At 71.0% G+C, this 14962-nt stretch carries 13 protein-coding genes; 11 read left to right on the top strand and 2 right to left on the bottom strand.

Annotated elements, in window-relative coordinates:
* Positions 1-14 precede the first annotated feature (14 nt).
* Positions 15-1175: an L-rhamnose isomerase gene (gene rhaI, locus ABT057_RS03835; RefSeq protein WP_352340803.1), complete on the bottom strand. Its 1161-nt coding sequence runs from the start codon at positions 1173-1175 to the stop codon at positions 15-17.
* Positions 1176-1448: 273 nt separating this feature from the next.
* Between rhaI and ABT057_RS03830 the strand changes: the two genes are divergently transcribed.
* The 10 genes from ABT057_RS03830 to ABT057_RS03785 all read left to right on the top strand — a co-directional run bounded on the left by ABT057_RS03830 (position 1449) and on the right by ABT057_RS03785 (position 12658).
* Entirely contained in the window at positions 1449-2966 is a 1518-nt protein-coding gene (locus ABT057_RS03830) for a sugar ABC transporter ATP-binding protein (RefSeq protein ID WP_352340802.1), read from the top strand.
* Positions 2967-3024: 58 nt separating this feature from the next.
* On the top strand, positions 3025-4095 hold the full coding sequence (locus ABT057_RS03825) for an ABC transporter permease (protein ID WP_352340801.1): 1071 nt from the start codon (positions 3025-3027) through the stop codon (positions 4093-4095).
* Positions 4088-5101 (top strand): ABC transporter permease, encoded by a 1014-nt coding sequence (locus ABT057_RS03820; RefSeq protein WP_352340800.1) that lies wholly within the window; start codon positions 4088-4090, stop codon positions 5099-5101. Before ABT057_RS03825 ends, ABT057_RS03820 begins: the two co-directional genes overlap by 8 nt.
* A gap of 37 nt (positions 5102-5138) precedes the next feature.
* On the top strand, positions 5139-6221 hold the full coding sequence (gene rhaS, locus ABT057_RS03815) for a rhamnose ABC transporter substrate-binding protein (protein ID WP_352340799.1): 1083 nt from the start codon (positions 5139-5141) through the stop codon (positions 6219-6221).
* A 34-nt stretch (positions 6222-6255) separates the two neighbouring features.
* On the top strand, positions 6256-6576 hold the full coding sequence (locus ABT057_RS03810) for an L-rhamnose mutarotase (RefSeq protein WP_352340798.1): 321 nt from the start codon (positions 6256-6258) through the stop codon (positions 6574-6576).
* Between the two features lie 16 nt (positions 6577-6592).
* Positions 6593-8017 carry a BNR repeat-containing protein gene (locus ABT057_RS03805; protein WP_352340797.1) on the top strand — a complete coding sequence of 475 codons (1425 nt, stop codon included), beginning with the start codon at positions 6593-6595 and terminating at the stop codon, positions 8015-8017.
* Between the two features lie 87 nt (positions 8018-8104).
* On the top strand, positions 8105-9133 hold the full coding sequence (locus ABT057_RS03800; protein ID WP_352340796.1) for a LacI family DNA-binding transcriptional regulator: 1029 nt from the start codon (positions 8105-8107) through the stop codon (positions 9131-9133).
* 204 nt (positions 9134-9337) lie between these two features.
* Positions 9338-10639 (top strand): alpha/beta fold hydrolase, encoded by a 1302-nt coding sequence (locus tag ABT057_RS03795; RefSeq protein ID WP_352340795.1) that lies wholly within the window; start codon positions 9338-9340, stop codon positions 10637-10639.
* Between the two features lie 204 nt (positions 10640-10843).
* On the top strand, positions 10844-11794 hold the full coding sequence (locus tag ABT057_RS03790) for a sigma-70 family RNA polymerase sigma factor (protein WP_352340794.1): 951 nt from the start codon (positions 10844-10846) through the stop codon (positions 11792-11794).
* Positions 11795-11818: 24 nt separating this feature from the next.
* The gene (locus ABT057_RS03785) at positions 11819-12658 is read left to right on the top strand and encodes a pentapeptide repeat-containing protein (RefSeq protein WP_352340793.1); all 840 of its coding nucleotides are present in this window, start codon (positions 11819-11821) and stop codon (positions 12656-12658) included.
* Here the strand turns inward: ABT057_RS03785 and ABT057_RS03780 are convergent.
* A complete protein-coding gene (locus ABT057_RS03780; protein WP_352340792.1) occupies positions 12620-14185 on the bottom strand; it encodes a cytochrome P450 in 1566 nt (521 codons plus the stop codon). The two genes, ABT057_RS03785 and ABT057_RS03780, sit on opposite strands and share 39 nt — an antisense overlap.
* 108 nt (positions 14186-14293) lie before the next feature.
* Here ABT057_RS03780 and ABT057_RS03775 point away from each other — a divergent pair, with 108 nt between their 5' ends.
* Positions 14294-14938 (top strand): TetR/AcrR family transcriptional regulator, encoded by a 645-nt coding sequence (locus tag ABT057_RS03775; RefSeq protein WP_352340791.1) that lies wholly within the window; start codon positions 14294-14296, stop codon positions 14936-14938.
* Positions 14939-14962: the final 24 nt, after the last annotated feature.

The raw sequence follows: 14962 nt of genomic DNA, 5'->3' as shown, positions 1-14962 counted from the left end.
ATCCGGGCAGACGCTCACGCCCCCCAGCCGGCCTGCTCCCCACCGACCCGCTCGGCGACGATCTTCTCGGCCCACCCGGACCGCCGATACGCGGCAGTCGGCTCCGGGTCCAGCCCCATCTCCTCCCGCACCTCACGAAGCAGCGGCCGCACATCCGTGTTGTACGCGTCCATCAGCACCGCGTTGGCCTCCAGCACGTCACCGGAAGCCTGCGCCGCAGCCAACGCCGCCCGATCGACGAGCAGCGCCTTCGCCGTCGCTTCCTGCACGTTCATCACCGACCGGATGATCGCCGGGATCTTCGCCTCGATGTTGTGGCACTGATCCAGCATGAACGCCACCTCGGAGCCGAACCCGCCCCCGCGCACGACCTCGTACATGATCCGGAACAGCTGGAAGGGATCCGCCGCCCCCACCATCAGATCGTCGTCGGCGTAGAACCGCGAGTTGAAGTCGAACCCGCCGAGCTTGTCCTCCCGCAGCAGCGTGGCGACGATGAACTCGATGTTGGTCCCCGGTGCGTGATGCCCCGTGTCGACCACGACCTGCGCCTTCGGCCCCAGCTTCAGACAGTGCGCGTACGCCGTCCCCCAGTCGGGCACGTCCGTCGTGTAGAACGCCGGCTCGAACAGCTTGTACTCCAGCAGCATCCGCTGCCCGTCCCCGAGCCGCCCGTACACCTCGGCGAGCCCCTCGGCCAGCCGGTCCTGCCGCGCCCGTACGTCGTCCTGGCCGGGGTAGTTCGTGCCGTCCGCGAACCACAGCTTCAGATCACGCGACCCCGTCGCGTCCATGATGTCGACGCACTCCAGGAGATGCCCGACGGCCTTGCGCCGCACCGCCGCGTCCGGATGACAGATGCTGCCCAGCTTGTAGGCGTCGTCCTGGAAGGTGTTGGAGTTGATCGTCCCCAGCTTCACACCCCGGTCCTCGGCGTGTTTCGCAAGCGCGGAGTAGTCCTCCACCTTGTCCCAGGGGATGTGCAGCGCCACGCTCGGCGCCACGCCGGTGACCGCGTGCACCTGCGCCGCGTCGTCCAGCTTCTCCTGCGGGGTGCGGGGGACGCCCTCCTGGGCGAACACCTTGAAGCGGGTCCCCGAGTTCCCGTACGCCCACGACGGCGTCTCGACGGCCTGGGTCTTCAGCGCGGCCTTCACCGCGGCGAGGTCGGTCACTTCGGGCTCCTGTGACATCAGTCCGGAACACCTCCCGGATGAAACGATTCAGGAGGGGAAGTTATGAGGCCACAGGGGGAGTGTCAACCCCTCCGACCCGGCTTGTCTTCCGTGACCGTCGCGTGACCTTCGACTATCGAAAACTTTTCGAGACGGACCCATTGACGTGACATACCCGCGGTGCCTAACGTCCCGGCAATCCAGTTGAAACCTTTCACGACGCCGTGGCGGACCCCGGAGGGCACCGGTGCGGACGTCGTCGAGGAGCCACCCATGACCCACCCGTCCGACACGGGACCGGCCCCGGTGCTGGCGCTGAGGGACGTCGCCAAGTCCTTCGGCGCCGTACGCGCCCTGCGGGGCGTCTCCCTGGAGCTGTTCCCCGGCGAGGTGCACGCCCTCGCCGGGGAGAACGGCGCGGGCAAGTCGACCCTGATCAAGACCCTCGCGGGGGTGCACCGACCGGATGCCGGCCGGGTGCTGCTCGACGGTGAGCCCGTCGTCTTCCACGGTCCCGGCGACGCCCGCGACGCGGGCATCGCCGTGATCTACCAGGAACCCACGCTCTTCCCCGACCTTTCGATCGCCGAGAACATCTTCATGGGCCGCCAGCCCCGGCGGACCCTCGGCCGCATCGACCACAAGGCCACCCACGCGGCCACCGCCGCACTGATGGCCCGGCTCGGCGTCGACCTCGACCCCGAGCGCCCGGCCCGTGGCCTGTCCATCGCCGACCAGCAGATCGTGGAGATCGCCAAGGCGCTCTCCTTCGACGCCCGGGTCCTGATCATGGACGAGCCGACCGCCGCCCTCACCGGCAGCGAGGTCGCCCGCCTCTTCGGAGTCGTGCGCACCCTGCGCGAACAGGGCTCGGCGGTGCTCTTCATCTCCCACCGGCTGGAGGAGATCTTCGAGATCTGCCAGCGGGTGACGACCCTGCGCGACGGCGCCTGGATCGCCAGCGAGCCCCTCGACGGCATGACCGAGAACGACCTGGTCCGCCGGATGGTCGGCCGCGAGCTCGACGAGCTCTACCCCAAGCAGGACGTCACCCCCGGCGAGGTCGCCCTCAGCGTCCGCCGCCTCACCCGCGAGGGCGTCTTCACCGACGTCTCCTTCGAGGTCCGGCGCGGTGAGATCGTCGGGCTCGCGGGCCTGGTCGGCGCCGGCCGCACGGAGGTCGCCCGGGCGGTCTTCGGCATCGACCGCTGGGACGCCGGCGAGGTCGCGGTCGACGGCCGGGCCCTCACCAACGGCGCCCCCTCCACCGCGATGTCCGCCGGCCTCGCCCTGGTCCCGGAGGACCGCCGCGCCCAGGGCCTGGTGATGGACATGTCCATCGAGCGCAACATCGGCCTCACCGGCCTGCGGACGACCGTCAGGGCAGGTCTGATGGACCGCGGCGCCGAGCGCAGCCGCTCCCTCGACTGGGCGGTGAAGCTCCAGGTGAAGTACGCCCGGATCGCCGACACCGTCAACACGCTCTCCGGCGGCAACCAGCAGAAGGTCGTCCTCGCCAAGTGGCTGGCCACCGGCCCCAAGGTGCTCATCGTCGACGAGCCGACGCGCGGCATCGACGTCGGCACCAAGGCCGAGGTGCACCGGCTGCTCAGCGAACTGGCCGCCGACGGGGTCGCCGTCCTGATGATCTCCTCCGACCTGCCCGAGATCCTCGGCATGGCCGACCGCGTGCTGGTCATGCACGAGGGGCGCCTGACCGCCGAGATCCCCCGCTCCGACGCCACCGAGGAAACCGTGATGGCCGCAGCCACCGGGAGGGCCGCCGCATGAGGCCCACCCCCTTCGGGAGCCGCCGCATGAGGCCCCCCGTCCTCGGGAGGGCCGCCGTATGACGGTCACGACTCCCGAACAGGCCCCCGTCGCCGAGGCGCCCAAGTCCAGCGGCACCCGGCTCGTCGACCGTGTCTTCAAGATGCGCGAACTCGCCATCCTGGTCGTCTTCCTGGTGATGATCGCCGTCACCCAGGCCGGCAACAGCGAGTTCCTCTCCGAGCAGGGCATCAAGGACCTGCTGCTGAACGCGACCATCCTGGTGCTGGTCGCCACCGGCCAGTCCCTGGTCGTCATCACCCGCAACGTCGACCTGTCGGTCGGCTCCACCCTCGGCATCACCGCCTTCGCCGCCGGCACGTATCTGCACGGCGGCGGCAACCCGGTGATCGCGATCGTGCTCGCCGTCCTGCTCGGGATCGGTTTCGGGCTCCTGAACGGCCTGCTGGTCAGTCTCGGCCAGGTGCCCGCCCTCGTCGTCACCCTCGGCACGCTGTACATCATCCGCGGCATCGACTCCATCTGGGTCGGCTCCCGCCAGATCACCGCGGCCGACCTGCCCGGCGGCTTCGTGGACTTCGGCTCCGGCGGCCTGAGCGCCGTGCCGTACCTCGCGCTGATCGCCCTCGTGGTCCTGGTGGCGACCGCCTACTACCTCAAGCACTTCGGCAGCGGCCGCGAGCTCTACGCCCTCGGCTCCAACCCCGAGGCCGCCCGCCTCGCCGGCATCCCGGTGCGCAAGCGGATCCTCGCCGCGTACACCTTCTGCGGCGGCCTCGCCGGCCTCGCCGGGGCGATGTACCTGGCCCGGTTCGGCAACGTGGACTCCGGGACCGGCAACGGCTACGAACTCACCGTCGTCAGCGCGGTCGTGGTCGGCGGTGTCGTCTTCACCGGCGGCTCCGGCAGCGTCTACGGCGCTGCGCTCGGGGCCCTGCTGCTGACCTCGGTCAACAGTGTCCTGCCCGCCCTCGGCGTCAGCTCGGTGTGGGTGCTCGCCATCAACGGCGTCCTGCTTCTCCTCGCCATCGCGGTCGACCGGATCGTGGCGCTGCGGGTGGCGGCCGCCCTGAAGAAGAAGTCGGCCTCCGCGAAGCCGGCCATAGCGAAGGGGGAGGCCCGTGCCTGAGTCCGGATCGCTCGCGCACCGCGTGATCCGCGGGTCCACCGTGAGGTGGGACGGGGCCGTCGGTGCCCTCCTGATCGTCCTGCTGCTGTTCTCCTTCACCTCCGTCGACGGCTTCGGCAACGCGCTGAACCTGTCCTTCCTGATCGGCAACACCCTGCCGATCGCGCTCATCGCCCTGCCGATGACCCTGCTCGTGGTCGCCGGGGAGATCGACCTGTCGGTCGCCTCCACGGCCGGCCTGTCCGGCGCGGTCATGGGTGCCCTGTGGAACCAGGGGATGACCATCGAGACGATCATCCCGATCTGCCTGCTGCTGGGCGTGGTCTGCGGACTGGTCAACGGTCTGCTCGTGACCCGCCTGGGCCTGCCGTCCCTGGCCGTCACCATCGGCACCCTCGCCGCCTACCGGGGCATCGCACAGATCGTGCTCGGCTCGGACGCGGTGACCGACTTCCCGTCGCAGTACCTCGACTTCGCGGCCGGACGGATCGGGAACAGCTTCCTCCCGCAGGCCTTCCTGCCCTTCCTGGTCCTGCTCGCGATCGCCGTGGTCGTCCTGCACGCCACCCCGTTCGGCCGCTCGCTGTTCGCGATCGGCGCCAGCGAGGAGGCGGCCCGGTTCGCCGGCATCCGCGTCAAGCGGCAGAAGCTGATCCTGTTCACGGTGACCGGCCTGATGGCCTCCCTCACCGGCGTCTTCTGGGCCCTGCACTACGCCAGCGCCCGCTACGACAACGCCACCGGGCTCGAACTCTCCGTCGTCGCCTCGGTGTTGCTCGGCGGCATCGACTTCGACGGCGGCAAGGGGACGCTGGGCGGCGCGATCGCCGGTGTCTTCCTGCTCGGCGCGCTGCAGAACGTGATGAGCCTGGTCAACGTCTCCGCCCAGTCGCAGATCGTCGTCACCGGCGTGCTGCTGGTCGTCTCCGTGCTCGGCCCCCGGGTCGCACGCCAGATCTCCGTCGCGAGGGCGGGCCGTCAAGCCGCCTCGACACCGACGTCGTAACTCCGCCTCGCCTCACCCTCGTAAAGGACACACCACCATGCGCAAGTCATCCCTCCGTCGTGCCTGCGCGGCCCTCGCCGCCGTCTCCTCGCTCGCCCTCGCCGCCACCGCCTGCGGCGGCACCACCAAGGAGGACGTGAAGAACGAGAGCACCGGCTCGGCCGTCTCCGCCGGCAAGGCCGACCCGAACGCGGCCACCAAGAAGGGCCTGACGGTCGGCTTCCTGCCGAAGCAGGTCAACAACCCCTACTTCACCTCCTCCGACAAGGGCGGCGAGGCGGCGCTGAAGGAGCTGGGCTCCAGCTACAAGGAGGTCGGCCCGTCCAGCGCGACCGACACCTCGGGGCAGGTGTCGTACGTCAACACCCTCACCCAGCAGCAGGTCGACGCGATGGCCGTGTCCGCGCAGGACCCGGGCGCCCTGTGCACCGCGCTCAAGCAGGCCATGAGCAACAAGATCAAGGTCGTCACGTACGACTCCGACACCAACCCCGAGTGCCGCAACGCCTTCGTCTCGCAGGCCTCCGCCGAGGACCTCGGCCGCACCGAGGTGCAGCTGCTCGCCGAACAGATCGGCTACAAGGGCGAGATCGCGATCCTGTCCGCCGCGCAGACCGCGACGAACCAGAACACCTGGATCGACTACATGAAGGACGAGCTGAAGGACGCCAAGTACAAGGACGTCAAGCTCGTCAAGGTCGCGTACGGCAACGACGACGCCCAGCAGTCCTTCCAGCAGACCCAGGGCCTGCTCGCGCAGTACCCGAACCTGAAGGGGATCATCTCCCCGACCACCGTCGGCATCAAGGCCGCCGCCCAGTACCTCTCCGGCTCCAAGTACAAGGGCAAGGTCAAGCTGACCGGCCTCGGCACCCCCAACGACATGCGCAAGTACGTCAAGAACGGTACCGTCGACGCCTTCGAGCTGTGGGACCCGTCGAAGCTCGGCGCGCTGGCCGCGCAGACGGCCGTGGCGCTGGTCTCCGGCCAGATCACCGGCAAGGAGGGCGAGACCTTCAAGGCCGGCGGCACCACGTACACCATCGGCAAGGACGGCGTGATCAGCCTGGGCAAGCCGACCGTGTTCGACGCCAAGAACATCGACCAGTTCAACTTCTGAGCCCCCTTCACCCCCCCACAGGGAGCGGTACTTCATGCAGCGCGTGTGTTTCCTGCTCAAGGTCCGACAGGACCGCCTCGCCGAGTACCGCGAACGCCACGCCGCCGTGTGGCCGGAGATGCTGGAAGCTCTCTCGGCCACCGGCTGGCGCAACTACTCGCTCTTCCTGAGAGACGACGGCCTGCTCGTCGGCTACCTGGAGACCGAGGACTTCGAGGCCGCCCTCGTCGGCATGGAGGCCACGGACGTCAACACCCGCTGGCAGGCCGAGATGTCCCCGTTCTTCGAAGCCCTCGACGGAGCACGGCCCGACGAGGCCATGAAACCGCTCACCGAAGTGTTCCACCTCGCCTGACAACGGAGTCCTCGAGATGCACAGACGTACGCTGCTGGGTGCCGCCCTCGCCGGGGCCGTGGTGACCCCCGCGCTGGCCTCCGGCACCGCCCGGGCGGCCGACCCGGGTCCCTCGGTCACCCGGACGGGTACCACACAACTCGACGCCACGGCGATCTTCTTCGTGTCGTACGACGGCCTCGTCAACAACAACTCCTTCCAGAAGAACGGCCTGTTGACGTACAAGGGCTACCAGTACGCCGCCTGGTACACCTCCACCGGCAACGCCGTCGTCGCGCGCCGGGTCCTCGGCGCCGCCACCTGGTCCAAGGTCACCCTGTCCCACGTGCTCAAGTCCAGTGACTCCCACAACGTCATCTCCATGGGCGTCTCCAAGGCCGACGGCCGGCTCCACCTCAACATGGACTCCCACAGCGACGGCTTCTTCTACGTCAAGTCGGTGGCGGGGCTGCTCGACAACCCCGGCACCACCTCCTGGACCTCGTCCGTCTTCGGCGCCGTACAGACCACACTCGACGGGCTCTCGCTCACCACGCAGTTCACCTACCCCCAGTTCATCTCCACCCCCGAGGGCAGGCTCCAGCTCAGCTACCGTGTCGGGATCTCCGGCAACGGCCGCAACGCCCTCGCCGAGTACGACGGTTCGACGTGGACCGCGCTGGGGGAGTGGTCCAGCTCCACCGGCACGTACACCAGCTCGCACGGCTCCAGCACGGCCCGCAACATGTACCTGCACGGCATCGACTACGACACGGCCGGCCGGCTGCACTCCTTCTTCACCTGGCGCGAGCAGAACGGCGCCGTGATGTGCAGCAGCGGCGGCATCACCAACCACGACACCGGTTACGTCTACTCGACCGACCGGGGCCGCACCTGGCGCAACGACGCCGGCGCGCTGGTCGCCACCACCGGCACCTCCGACACCGTCGCCGTCACCGACGCGGGCCTGGTCGTCGACTCCCTCAACCCGGACCACTCCCTGATGAACCAGGAGAGCCAGTCCACCGACTCCGCCGGCCTCCCGCACGCGATCATCAGCTACGTACCGGGCCGTTTCGGCCAGTGCACCACCGACTACGTCAGTGACCGCACCGCCAACGGCCGCGCCTTCCACGTCCGCAAGAACTCCTCCGGAACGTGGCAGAAGACGGAGATCCCCGTCGTCCTGAACTCCAGCCAGCGCACCAGACTGGTCCTGGACAAGTACGACAACGCCTACGCGGTCTTCCCCTTCGGGCGGATCGCCGGCGCGTCGAAGTCCTCCGGGTACTCCGACTGGACACTGCTGTTCGACGGCAGCGGACTGAACGCCTTCGGTGAGGTCGTCATCGACGAACCGAGGGTCAAGGCCGACAACACTCTGTCGTTCATGTACCAGGAGAAGTCGAGCGGGACGACCCCCTCGGCGCTCCACGTCGTCGACTTCGCCCTGCCCGCCTGACCGTATCGCCCGCACGGCCCCGGGGCGGCGTGACGGTAATGTGAAGACCGTCCCGCCGTACCCCGTTCACCTGGAGGTTCCCGCCCGATGGCCCAGTCGGTGGGTATCAAGGACGTCGCCCGTGCCGCCGGAGTCTCCGTCGGCACCGTCTCCAACGTCATCAACCGCCCGGACACCGTCGCCACGGAGACCCGGGCCCGAGTGCTGTCCGCGATAGACCGCCTCGGCTACGTCCGCAGCGAGTCCGCGCGTCAGCTGCGCGCCGGCCGCAGCCGGATCATGGGCCTGCTCGTCCTCGACATGGGCAACCCCTTCTTCGTGGACGTGGCGCGCGGCGCCGAGCGGGCCGCCCGGGACGCCGGGCTCGGCGTGATGGTCTGCAACAGCGCCGAGAGCGTCGGCGAGGAGGCCGAGTACCTGTCGCTCTTCGCCGAACAGCGGGTACGCGGCGTCCTGCTCACCCCGGCCGACGCGACCGGCCGCAACATCGAGTCCTTCCGGCGCCACGGCATCCCGTTCGTGCTGGTCGACCGGGTGTCCGACGGCACCACCGAGTGCTCGGTGTCCGCCGACGACGTGGCCGGCGGCGCGCTCGCGGTACGTCATCTCATCGACGCCGGACACCGCTCCCTCGCCTACGTCAGCGGCCCGCCCGGCTTCACCCAGGTCCGCGACCGGCGCACCGGCGCGCTGAACGCGCTCGCCGAGGCCGGCCTCGGCCCGGAGTGCCTGCGCGAGCTGCCCACCGAGCGGCTCGACGTGGCCGCCGGACGGGACGCCGGCGCCCGCCTCCTCGGCCTCGCCGACCGCCCCACGGCCGTGTTCTGCGCCAACGACCTGCTCGCCCTGGGCGTCCTGCAGGCCATGTACGCGGCCGGCGTCAGCGTCCCCGACGACCTCGCCATCGTCGGCTACGACGACATCGAGTTCGCCGCCGCCGCGGCCGTCCCCCTCACCTCGGTCCGCCAGCCCGCCGTCACCATGGGCGCGCTCGCCGCCGAACTGCTGCTGGAGGAGACGGAGGAGAGCGAGGCGGGCGGCCGCAGACACGAACACCGGCGGGTGGTGCTCCAGCCCGAGCTGGTGGTCCGCCGCTCCAGCCTCTCGGCACGCTGAGGTAGGCCGAGGGGAGCGGACGGAAGCCGAGGGAAGCCGAGGGATGCCGAGAGATGCCGAGGGAAGCCGAGGGATGCCGAGAGATGCCGAGGGAAGCTGAGCCGTCGTTCAGTAACCGTTCATGATCCCCCGGCCGTCACGGCCGCACGGAGATGTGCTGAACTGGGACGCGGCCCGCACACCGAGCGTCCCAGGAGACCCCTGTTGTCCCTCAGCTACCGCCAGCCCGGCGTCGTCCTCACCGACCGCCGCTTCACCGTCCCCCTGGACCACACCGACCCGGCCGGGGAGACCATCGAGCTGTACGCCCGTGAGGTCGTCGCGAGCGACAAGGCCGGCCAGGGACTGCCCTGGCTGCTGTTCCTCCAGGGCGGGCCCGGCTTCGGCGCCAACCGGTTCGTCGGCAAGCCGGCCTGGCTCGGCCGCGCCCTGAAGGAGTTCCGTGTCCTGCTCCTCGACCAGCGCGGCACCGGCGCCTCCACGCCCGCCAACCGCCAGACGCTGCCCTGGCGCGGCGGCCCGCCCGAGCAGGCCGACTACCTCAGGCACTTCCGCGCCGACTCCATCGTCCGCGACTGCGAGCTGATCCGCCGCGAGGTCACCGGCGGCGCCCCCTGGACGGTCCTCGGCCAGAGCTTCGGCGGCTTCTGCGCGGTCAGCTACCTCTCCCTCGCCCCCGAGGGCCTCGCCGCAGCCGTACTCACCGGCGGCCTGCCCTCCCTCGACGCCCACGCGGACGACGTCTACCGGGCCGCCTACCCGCGCATGGAGCGCAAGAACGCCGCGCACTACGCCCGCTACCCGCAGGACGTCGAGCGGGTCCGCCGGATCGCCGACCACCTCCTCCAGTACGAGGTCACCCTCCCGAACGGCTACCGCCTCACCGCCCCGGCCTTCCAGACCCTCGGCATCCTCCTCGGCGGCGGCGAGGGCACGCACCGGCTGCACCATCTCCTGGAGGACGCCTTCGTCCGCACCCCGCACGGCCCGGAGCTGTCCGACGCCTTCCAGGAGGAGATGCAGAACCACCTCTCCTTCGCCGCCCACCCCCTCTACGCCCTCGTCCACGAGGCGATCTACGGCCAGGACGCCCGCCCCACCGCCTGGTCCGCGGAGCGGGTGCGCGCCGAGTTCCCGCAGTTCGACGCGGCCAAGACGCTGACCGGCGACGGACCGGTGCTGCTCACCGGAGAAACGATCCATCCCTGGATGTTCGACACCGACCCCGCGCTGCGCCCGCTGCGCGAGACCGCCGAACTCCTCGCCGCCCGCACCGACTGGACGCCCCTGTACGACCCGGCCCGCCTCGCCGTCAACGAGGTCCCGGTCGCGGCCGCGATCTACCACGACGACCTGTACGTCGACACCGCCCACTCCCTGCACACCGCCCGCGCGATCCGCGGTCTGCGCACCTGGGTGACCGACGAGTTCGAACACGACGGCGTCCGGGCCGGCGGCCCCCGCGTCCTGGACCGGCTGCTGGCCCTGCTCCGGGACGAGGTGTGAGACCCGGGCGGGCGGTCGCAGCGTGTGATGTCAGTGTCACGGTTTAGTCTTCACACAGGACTGGAGGGCGCGGTGGGCTCGGGCGTCCGCGGACTCTGACGGGGGCGGCGGCCTCCGTGGGTTCGGCGGCAGGCCGGCCGTGGCGTTCGAGCTGTTCGACCGACAGGGACCGGCGCGGCCCGCGCCGACATGCGGAGAGGCGAAATGGAAGCGGACGACACGGCCCTGCTGGCGGCGCGTTTCGAGGAGCACCGGGGCCGCCTGAGAGCCGTCGCCTACCGGATGCTCGGCTCGCTCAGCGAGGCCGAGGACGCCGTGCAGGAGACCTGGCTCAAGCTCAGCCGCACCGACACCGGCGCCATCGAGAACCTGGGCGGCTGGCTGACCACGGTGACCGGCCGGGTCTGCCTGGACCTGTTGCGCTCCCGCACCGCCCGCCGCGAACAGCCGATGGGCGAAGGACACGAGGGATACGCGGGGTCCGCGGGATACGAGGGGTACGAGGGGTACGGCACCTTCGTCCCCGATCCGGTCATCGGACCGCTGTCCGTGACCGACCCCGAGGAGGAGGTGCTCCAGGCCGACGCGGTGGGCCTCGCGCTGCTGGTCGTGCTGGAGACCCTGGAGCCCGCGGAGCGGCTCGCGTTCGTGCTGCACGACATGTTCGCCGTGCCCTTCGACGACCTCGCGCCGATCGTGGAGCGCAGCTCCGCCGCCACCCGGCAGCTCGCCAGCCGCGCCCGCCGCCGCGTCCAGGGCGCCACCCCCTCGACGGAGCCGGACCTCGCCCGCCAGCGCGAGGTGGTGTCGGCGTTCCTGGCCGCCGCCCGCGCCGGGGACTTCGAGGCGCTGCTCGCGGTCCTGCACCCCGATGTGGTGCTGCGTGCCGACGCCGGGGCGCTGGTGCGGGGCGCGGCCGCGTCCAAGGTGGTGCACGGGGCGAAGGCGGTGGCCGAACAGGCGGTGCTGTTCCGGCAGTTCGCGCCGCACGGGCGGCTCGCGCTGGTGGGCGGCGCGGTCGGGATCCTCAACGGCCCGGAGGGCGAGCTGCGTTCGGTCATGGGCATCACCGTGGCGGGCGGCCGGATCGTCGCCCTGCACATCCTGGCCGACCCGGAACGGGTCGCCGCCCTGGAGGTGCCGGAGGGAACGTGAGCGCAGGTCAGTAGGGTGGAGGGCATGCCAGACCAGATAGCGGGCCGCGTGGACCGGGACGAGCTGCGCGGTGACTGCGCCAACTGCTTCGGCCTGTGCTGTGTGGCGCTGCCCTTCGCCCGCTCCGCGGACTTCGCCCACGACAAAGCCGCGGGCAGCCCCTGCCCGAACCTCGCCGAGGACCACCGCTGCGGCATCCACGACCGGCTCAGGCAGCGGGGCTACAGCGGCTGCACGGTCTACGACTGCTTCGGCGCCGGTCAGCAGGTCTCGCAGGTCACCTTCGGCGGCCGGGACTGGCGTGGTGCCCCGCGGGAGCGCTCCCGGATGATGTTCGAGGTGTTCCCGGTCGTCCGCCAGCTGCACGAACTGCTGTGGTACGTCACCGAGGCCCTCGCCCTGCCCGCCGCCCGCCCGGTCCACGCGGATCTGCGCCGGGCCCTGGACAGGACGGCCGGCCTCACCCGGCTGCCCCCCGAGGAGCTGGCCGCGCTGGATGTCCCGGCCCACCGCCAGGAGGTGAACGTCCTGCTGCTCAGGACCAGCGAGCTGGCCCGGACCGGCATCCAGGGGCGCGGGAAGAACCGCCGGGGCGCCGACCTGATGGGTGCCCGCCTCAAGGGCGCCGACCTGCGCGGCGCGAACCTGCGGGGAGCCTGTCTCATCGCGGCGGACCTCACCGGCGCGGATCTGCGCGGCGCCGACCTGATCGGGGCCGACCTGCGCGACGCCGATCTCACCGACGCCGACCTGACCGGCGCGCTCTTCCTGACCCAGCCGCAGCTGAACGCGGCCCGGGGCGGTGCGGGCACCCGGCTGCCGGGATCAGCCGTCCGCCCGGCGCACTGGACACCGGAGTTCTGACCCGGCCTCGCCCGGCACCCCACCGTCCGGCGCCGGAACGGTCGGCACCCTCTCGGCCGGGACCGAGCCGGCCGGCGTCGTCGTGGGGGCCGGGCGCCGGTCGAGGTGGAGGCGCAGGTTCTCCGGCATCAGTGTCAGCCGCTCCGTGACCCGCAGCCGGTACGCCGGGTCGGGGCGCAGTTCGTAGCGGCGCAGCAGCAGTCCGAGCACCAGCGTGGCCTCGTGCAGTGCGAACTGGCGGCCGATGCAGGCCCGCGCGCCGGTGCCGAACGGCTTGAAGGTGTGCGGGGCACGCGCGCGGACGGCGGGGGCGTCGAAGCGGTCCGGGTCGAACCGTTCGGCATCCGCGCCCCACACCCGCGGATCGCGGTGCAGCATCGGCGTCAGCACCAGCGCCCACGCGCCCCGCCGCATCGGATGCTCCCCGCCCAGCACGGTGTCCTCGCGCGCCTCCCGTGCGAACGCGGGCGCCGTGGGCCACAGCCGCAGCGTCTCGTCGAGCACCCGCCGCACGTACCGCAACTTCGCCACCTGGTCGTATCCCGGCGCCAGCGCGTCGCCCCACACCCGCTCCACCTCGGCCCGGGCGCGCTCCGCGACCTGCGGGTTCCGGGAGAGGTAGTGCAGGGCGAAGGAGAGGGCGCCCGAGGTGGTCTCGTGACCCGCGACCAGGAACGTGATGACCTGCCGGCGCACGTTCTGCGCGGAGAGCCGCTCGCCCGTCTCCGGGTGGGCCGTGTCGAGCATCCGGTCCAGCAGGTCGCCGCCCCCGCCGCCGTTCTCGCGCCGCGCCCGGACGAGGTCGTCGACCGTGCGGTCGAGGTGGGCGATGTCGGCCTCGTTGCGCCGTGCGGCGCCCCTGGACAGCCCGGGGAACGGCATGGTGTTGAGGCGCTGGGCGTAGCTGAGCGTGCCCACCATCGCGGTCACGAAGGGGTGCGGCCGGGAGCGTTCGAAGGAGCCGAAGTCGTGCCCGAAACCGGTGCGGGCGATCGTCTCCAGGGTCAGCTTGGTCATGTCCCCGGGCACGTCGACGGACCGCCCGGCGGCAAGTTCCCCGTCCCAGTGGCCGGTGAGCCGTTCGGCCACGTCCAGCATCATCGGGTGGTAGGCCGCCATGGCCTCCCGGCTGAAGCCCGGGGCGAGGACGTCGTGCGCCAGCTGCCAGTTGGGCTCGTGGTTGTACGCCGTGAACAGGGCGTCCCCGACCACCGGCCGCAGGTTGGCGATGCCCAGCCCCACATGCTTGGCGAACCGCGCCTCGTCGGCCAGGTCGGCGGCGAGTTCCGCACCCCACACGAACACGAACTCCCGGCCGAACACCTTGCGCCGGAAGACCGGCCCCAGCTGCCGCGCGTACCGCAGGGAGTCCTGCAGGGGGGTGCGCCGGCTCGCGCCCAGGATGTCGCCGAGCAGCGGAAGCCGGTGCGGGGGGTGCGGGATGCGGTCCAGCTCGGGCCAGCCGAGTTCCGCGCCGCGAAATCCCCTGGGCAGGACGTCCCCGGTCGTCGTCACCGTCTCCGCCATGACGCGATCTCCCTTGATGCGAGCGGCAGATGGAGCATGTTGTACGTGAGTTCAATAGCGCGCCCAGTCTCGTACCGTTGCTGAACCGGCGTCAAGTAAAGTGCGGGCATGGCCGCGAACCCGGGAGAGCGCACCCGGCGCCGACTGAGCACCGGGGAGCGCAGGGAGCAGCTCCTGTCGGTGGGCGCGCGGCTGTTCTCAGAGAGCCCGTACGACGAAGTCTGGATCGAGCAGGTCGCCGAGATCGCCGGGGTCTCGCGGGGGCTGCTCTACCACTATTTCCCGACCAAGCGGGACTTCTTCGCGGCGGTCGTGGAGCGTGAGAGCGAGCGGATGCTGCGGATGACGGCGGCGGTGCCCGGCGTCCCGGTCCGTGAACAGCTCGGCTCGGGGCTCGACACCTACCTCGAGTACGTCGAGACCCACGCGCACGGCTACCGGGCCTTCCATCGCGCGGACGCGGCCGGCGACCAGGCCGTGCGCCGGGTCTATCAGCGGGCCCTCGCGGCGCAGGAGCGGCAGATCCTGGCGGCGCTGGGCGCCGACCCCGAGTTCGGCCCGCTCTTCGAGAAACGCCCCGACGTACGGCTCGCGGTGCGCGGGTGGCTGGCGTTCACCACGGCCGTCTGTCTGGAGTGGTTGCGCGGCACCGACTTCACGCGGGAGCAGGTGCGTGACCTGTGCGCGCGGGCGTTGCTCGGGGTCATCTCCGTTCCCCATGGTTGGCGCGAGCCCGGATCTTCGGTAGGTTAGGCAAGGCTTACCTAAGGAGGTCTG

Origin of the sequence: Streptomyces sp. NPDC002588, assembly GCF_040295925.1 — a bacterium.
Classification (GTDB): Bacteria; Actinomycetota; Actinomycetes; order Streptomycetales; family Streptomycetaceae; genus Streptomyces.
This window is presented reverse-complemented; position numbering and strand designations above follow the sequence as displayed.

Bases quoted from the DNA above. Each gene is read 5' to 3' on its own strand.
- ABT057_RS03785 (WP_352340793.1), top strand. From the start codon at position 11,819: ATGCCAGACCAGATAGCGGGCCGCGTGGACCGGGACGAGCTGCGCGGT.
- ABT057_RS03780 (WP_352340792.1), bottom strand. From the start codon at position 14,185: ATGGCGGAGACGGTGACGACGACCGGGGACGTCCTGCCCAGGGGATTT.
- ABT057_RS03790 (WP_352340794.1), top strand. From the start codon at position 10,844: ATGGAAGCGGACGACACGGCCCTGCTGGCGGCGCGTTTCGAGGAGCAC.
- ABT057_RS03825 (WP_352340801.1), top strand. From the start codon at position 3,025: ATGACGGTCACGACTCCCGAACAGGCCCCCGTCGCCGAGGCGCCCAAG.
- rhaS (WP_352340799.1), top strand. From the start codon at position 5,139: ATGCGCAAGTCATCCCTCCGTCGTGCCTGCGCGGCCCTCGCCGCCGTC.
- ABT057_RS03775 (WP_352340791.1), top strand. From the start codon at position 14,294: ATGGCCGCGAACCCGGGAGAGCGCACCCGGCGCCGACTGAGCACCGGG.
- ABT057_RS03800 (WP_352340796.1), top strand. From the start codon at position 8,105: ATGGCCCAGTCGGTGGGTATCAAGGACGTCGCCCGTGCCGCCGGAGTC.
- ABT057_RS03830 (WP_352340802.1), top strand. From the start codon at position 1,449: ATGACCCACCCGTCCGACACGGGACCGGCCCCGGTGCTGGCGCTGAGG.
- ABT057_RS03805 (WP_352340797.1), top strand. From the start codon at position 6,593: ATGCACAGACGTACGCTGCTGGGTGCCGCCCTCGCCGGGGCCGTGGTG.
- ABT057_RS03810 (WP_352340798.1), top strand. From the start codon at position 6,256: ATGCAGCGCGTGTGTTTCCTGCTCAAGGTCCGACAGGACCGCCTCGCC.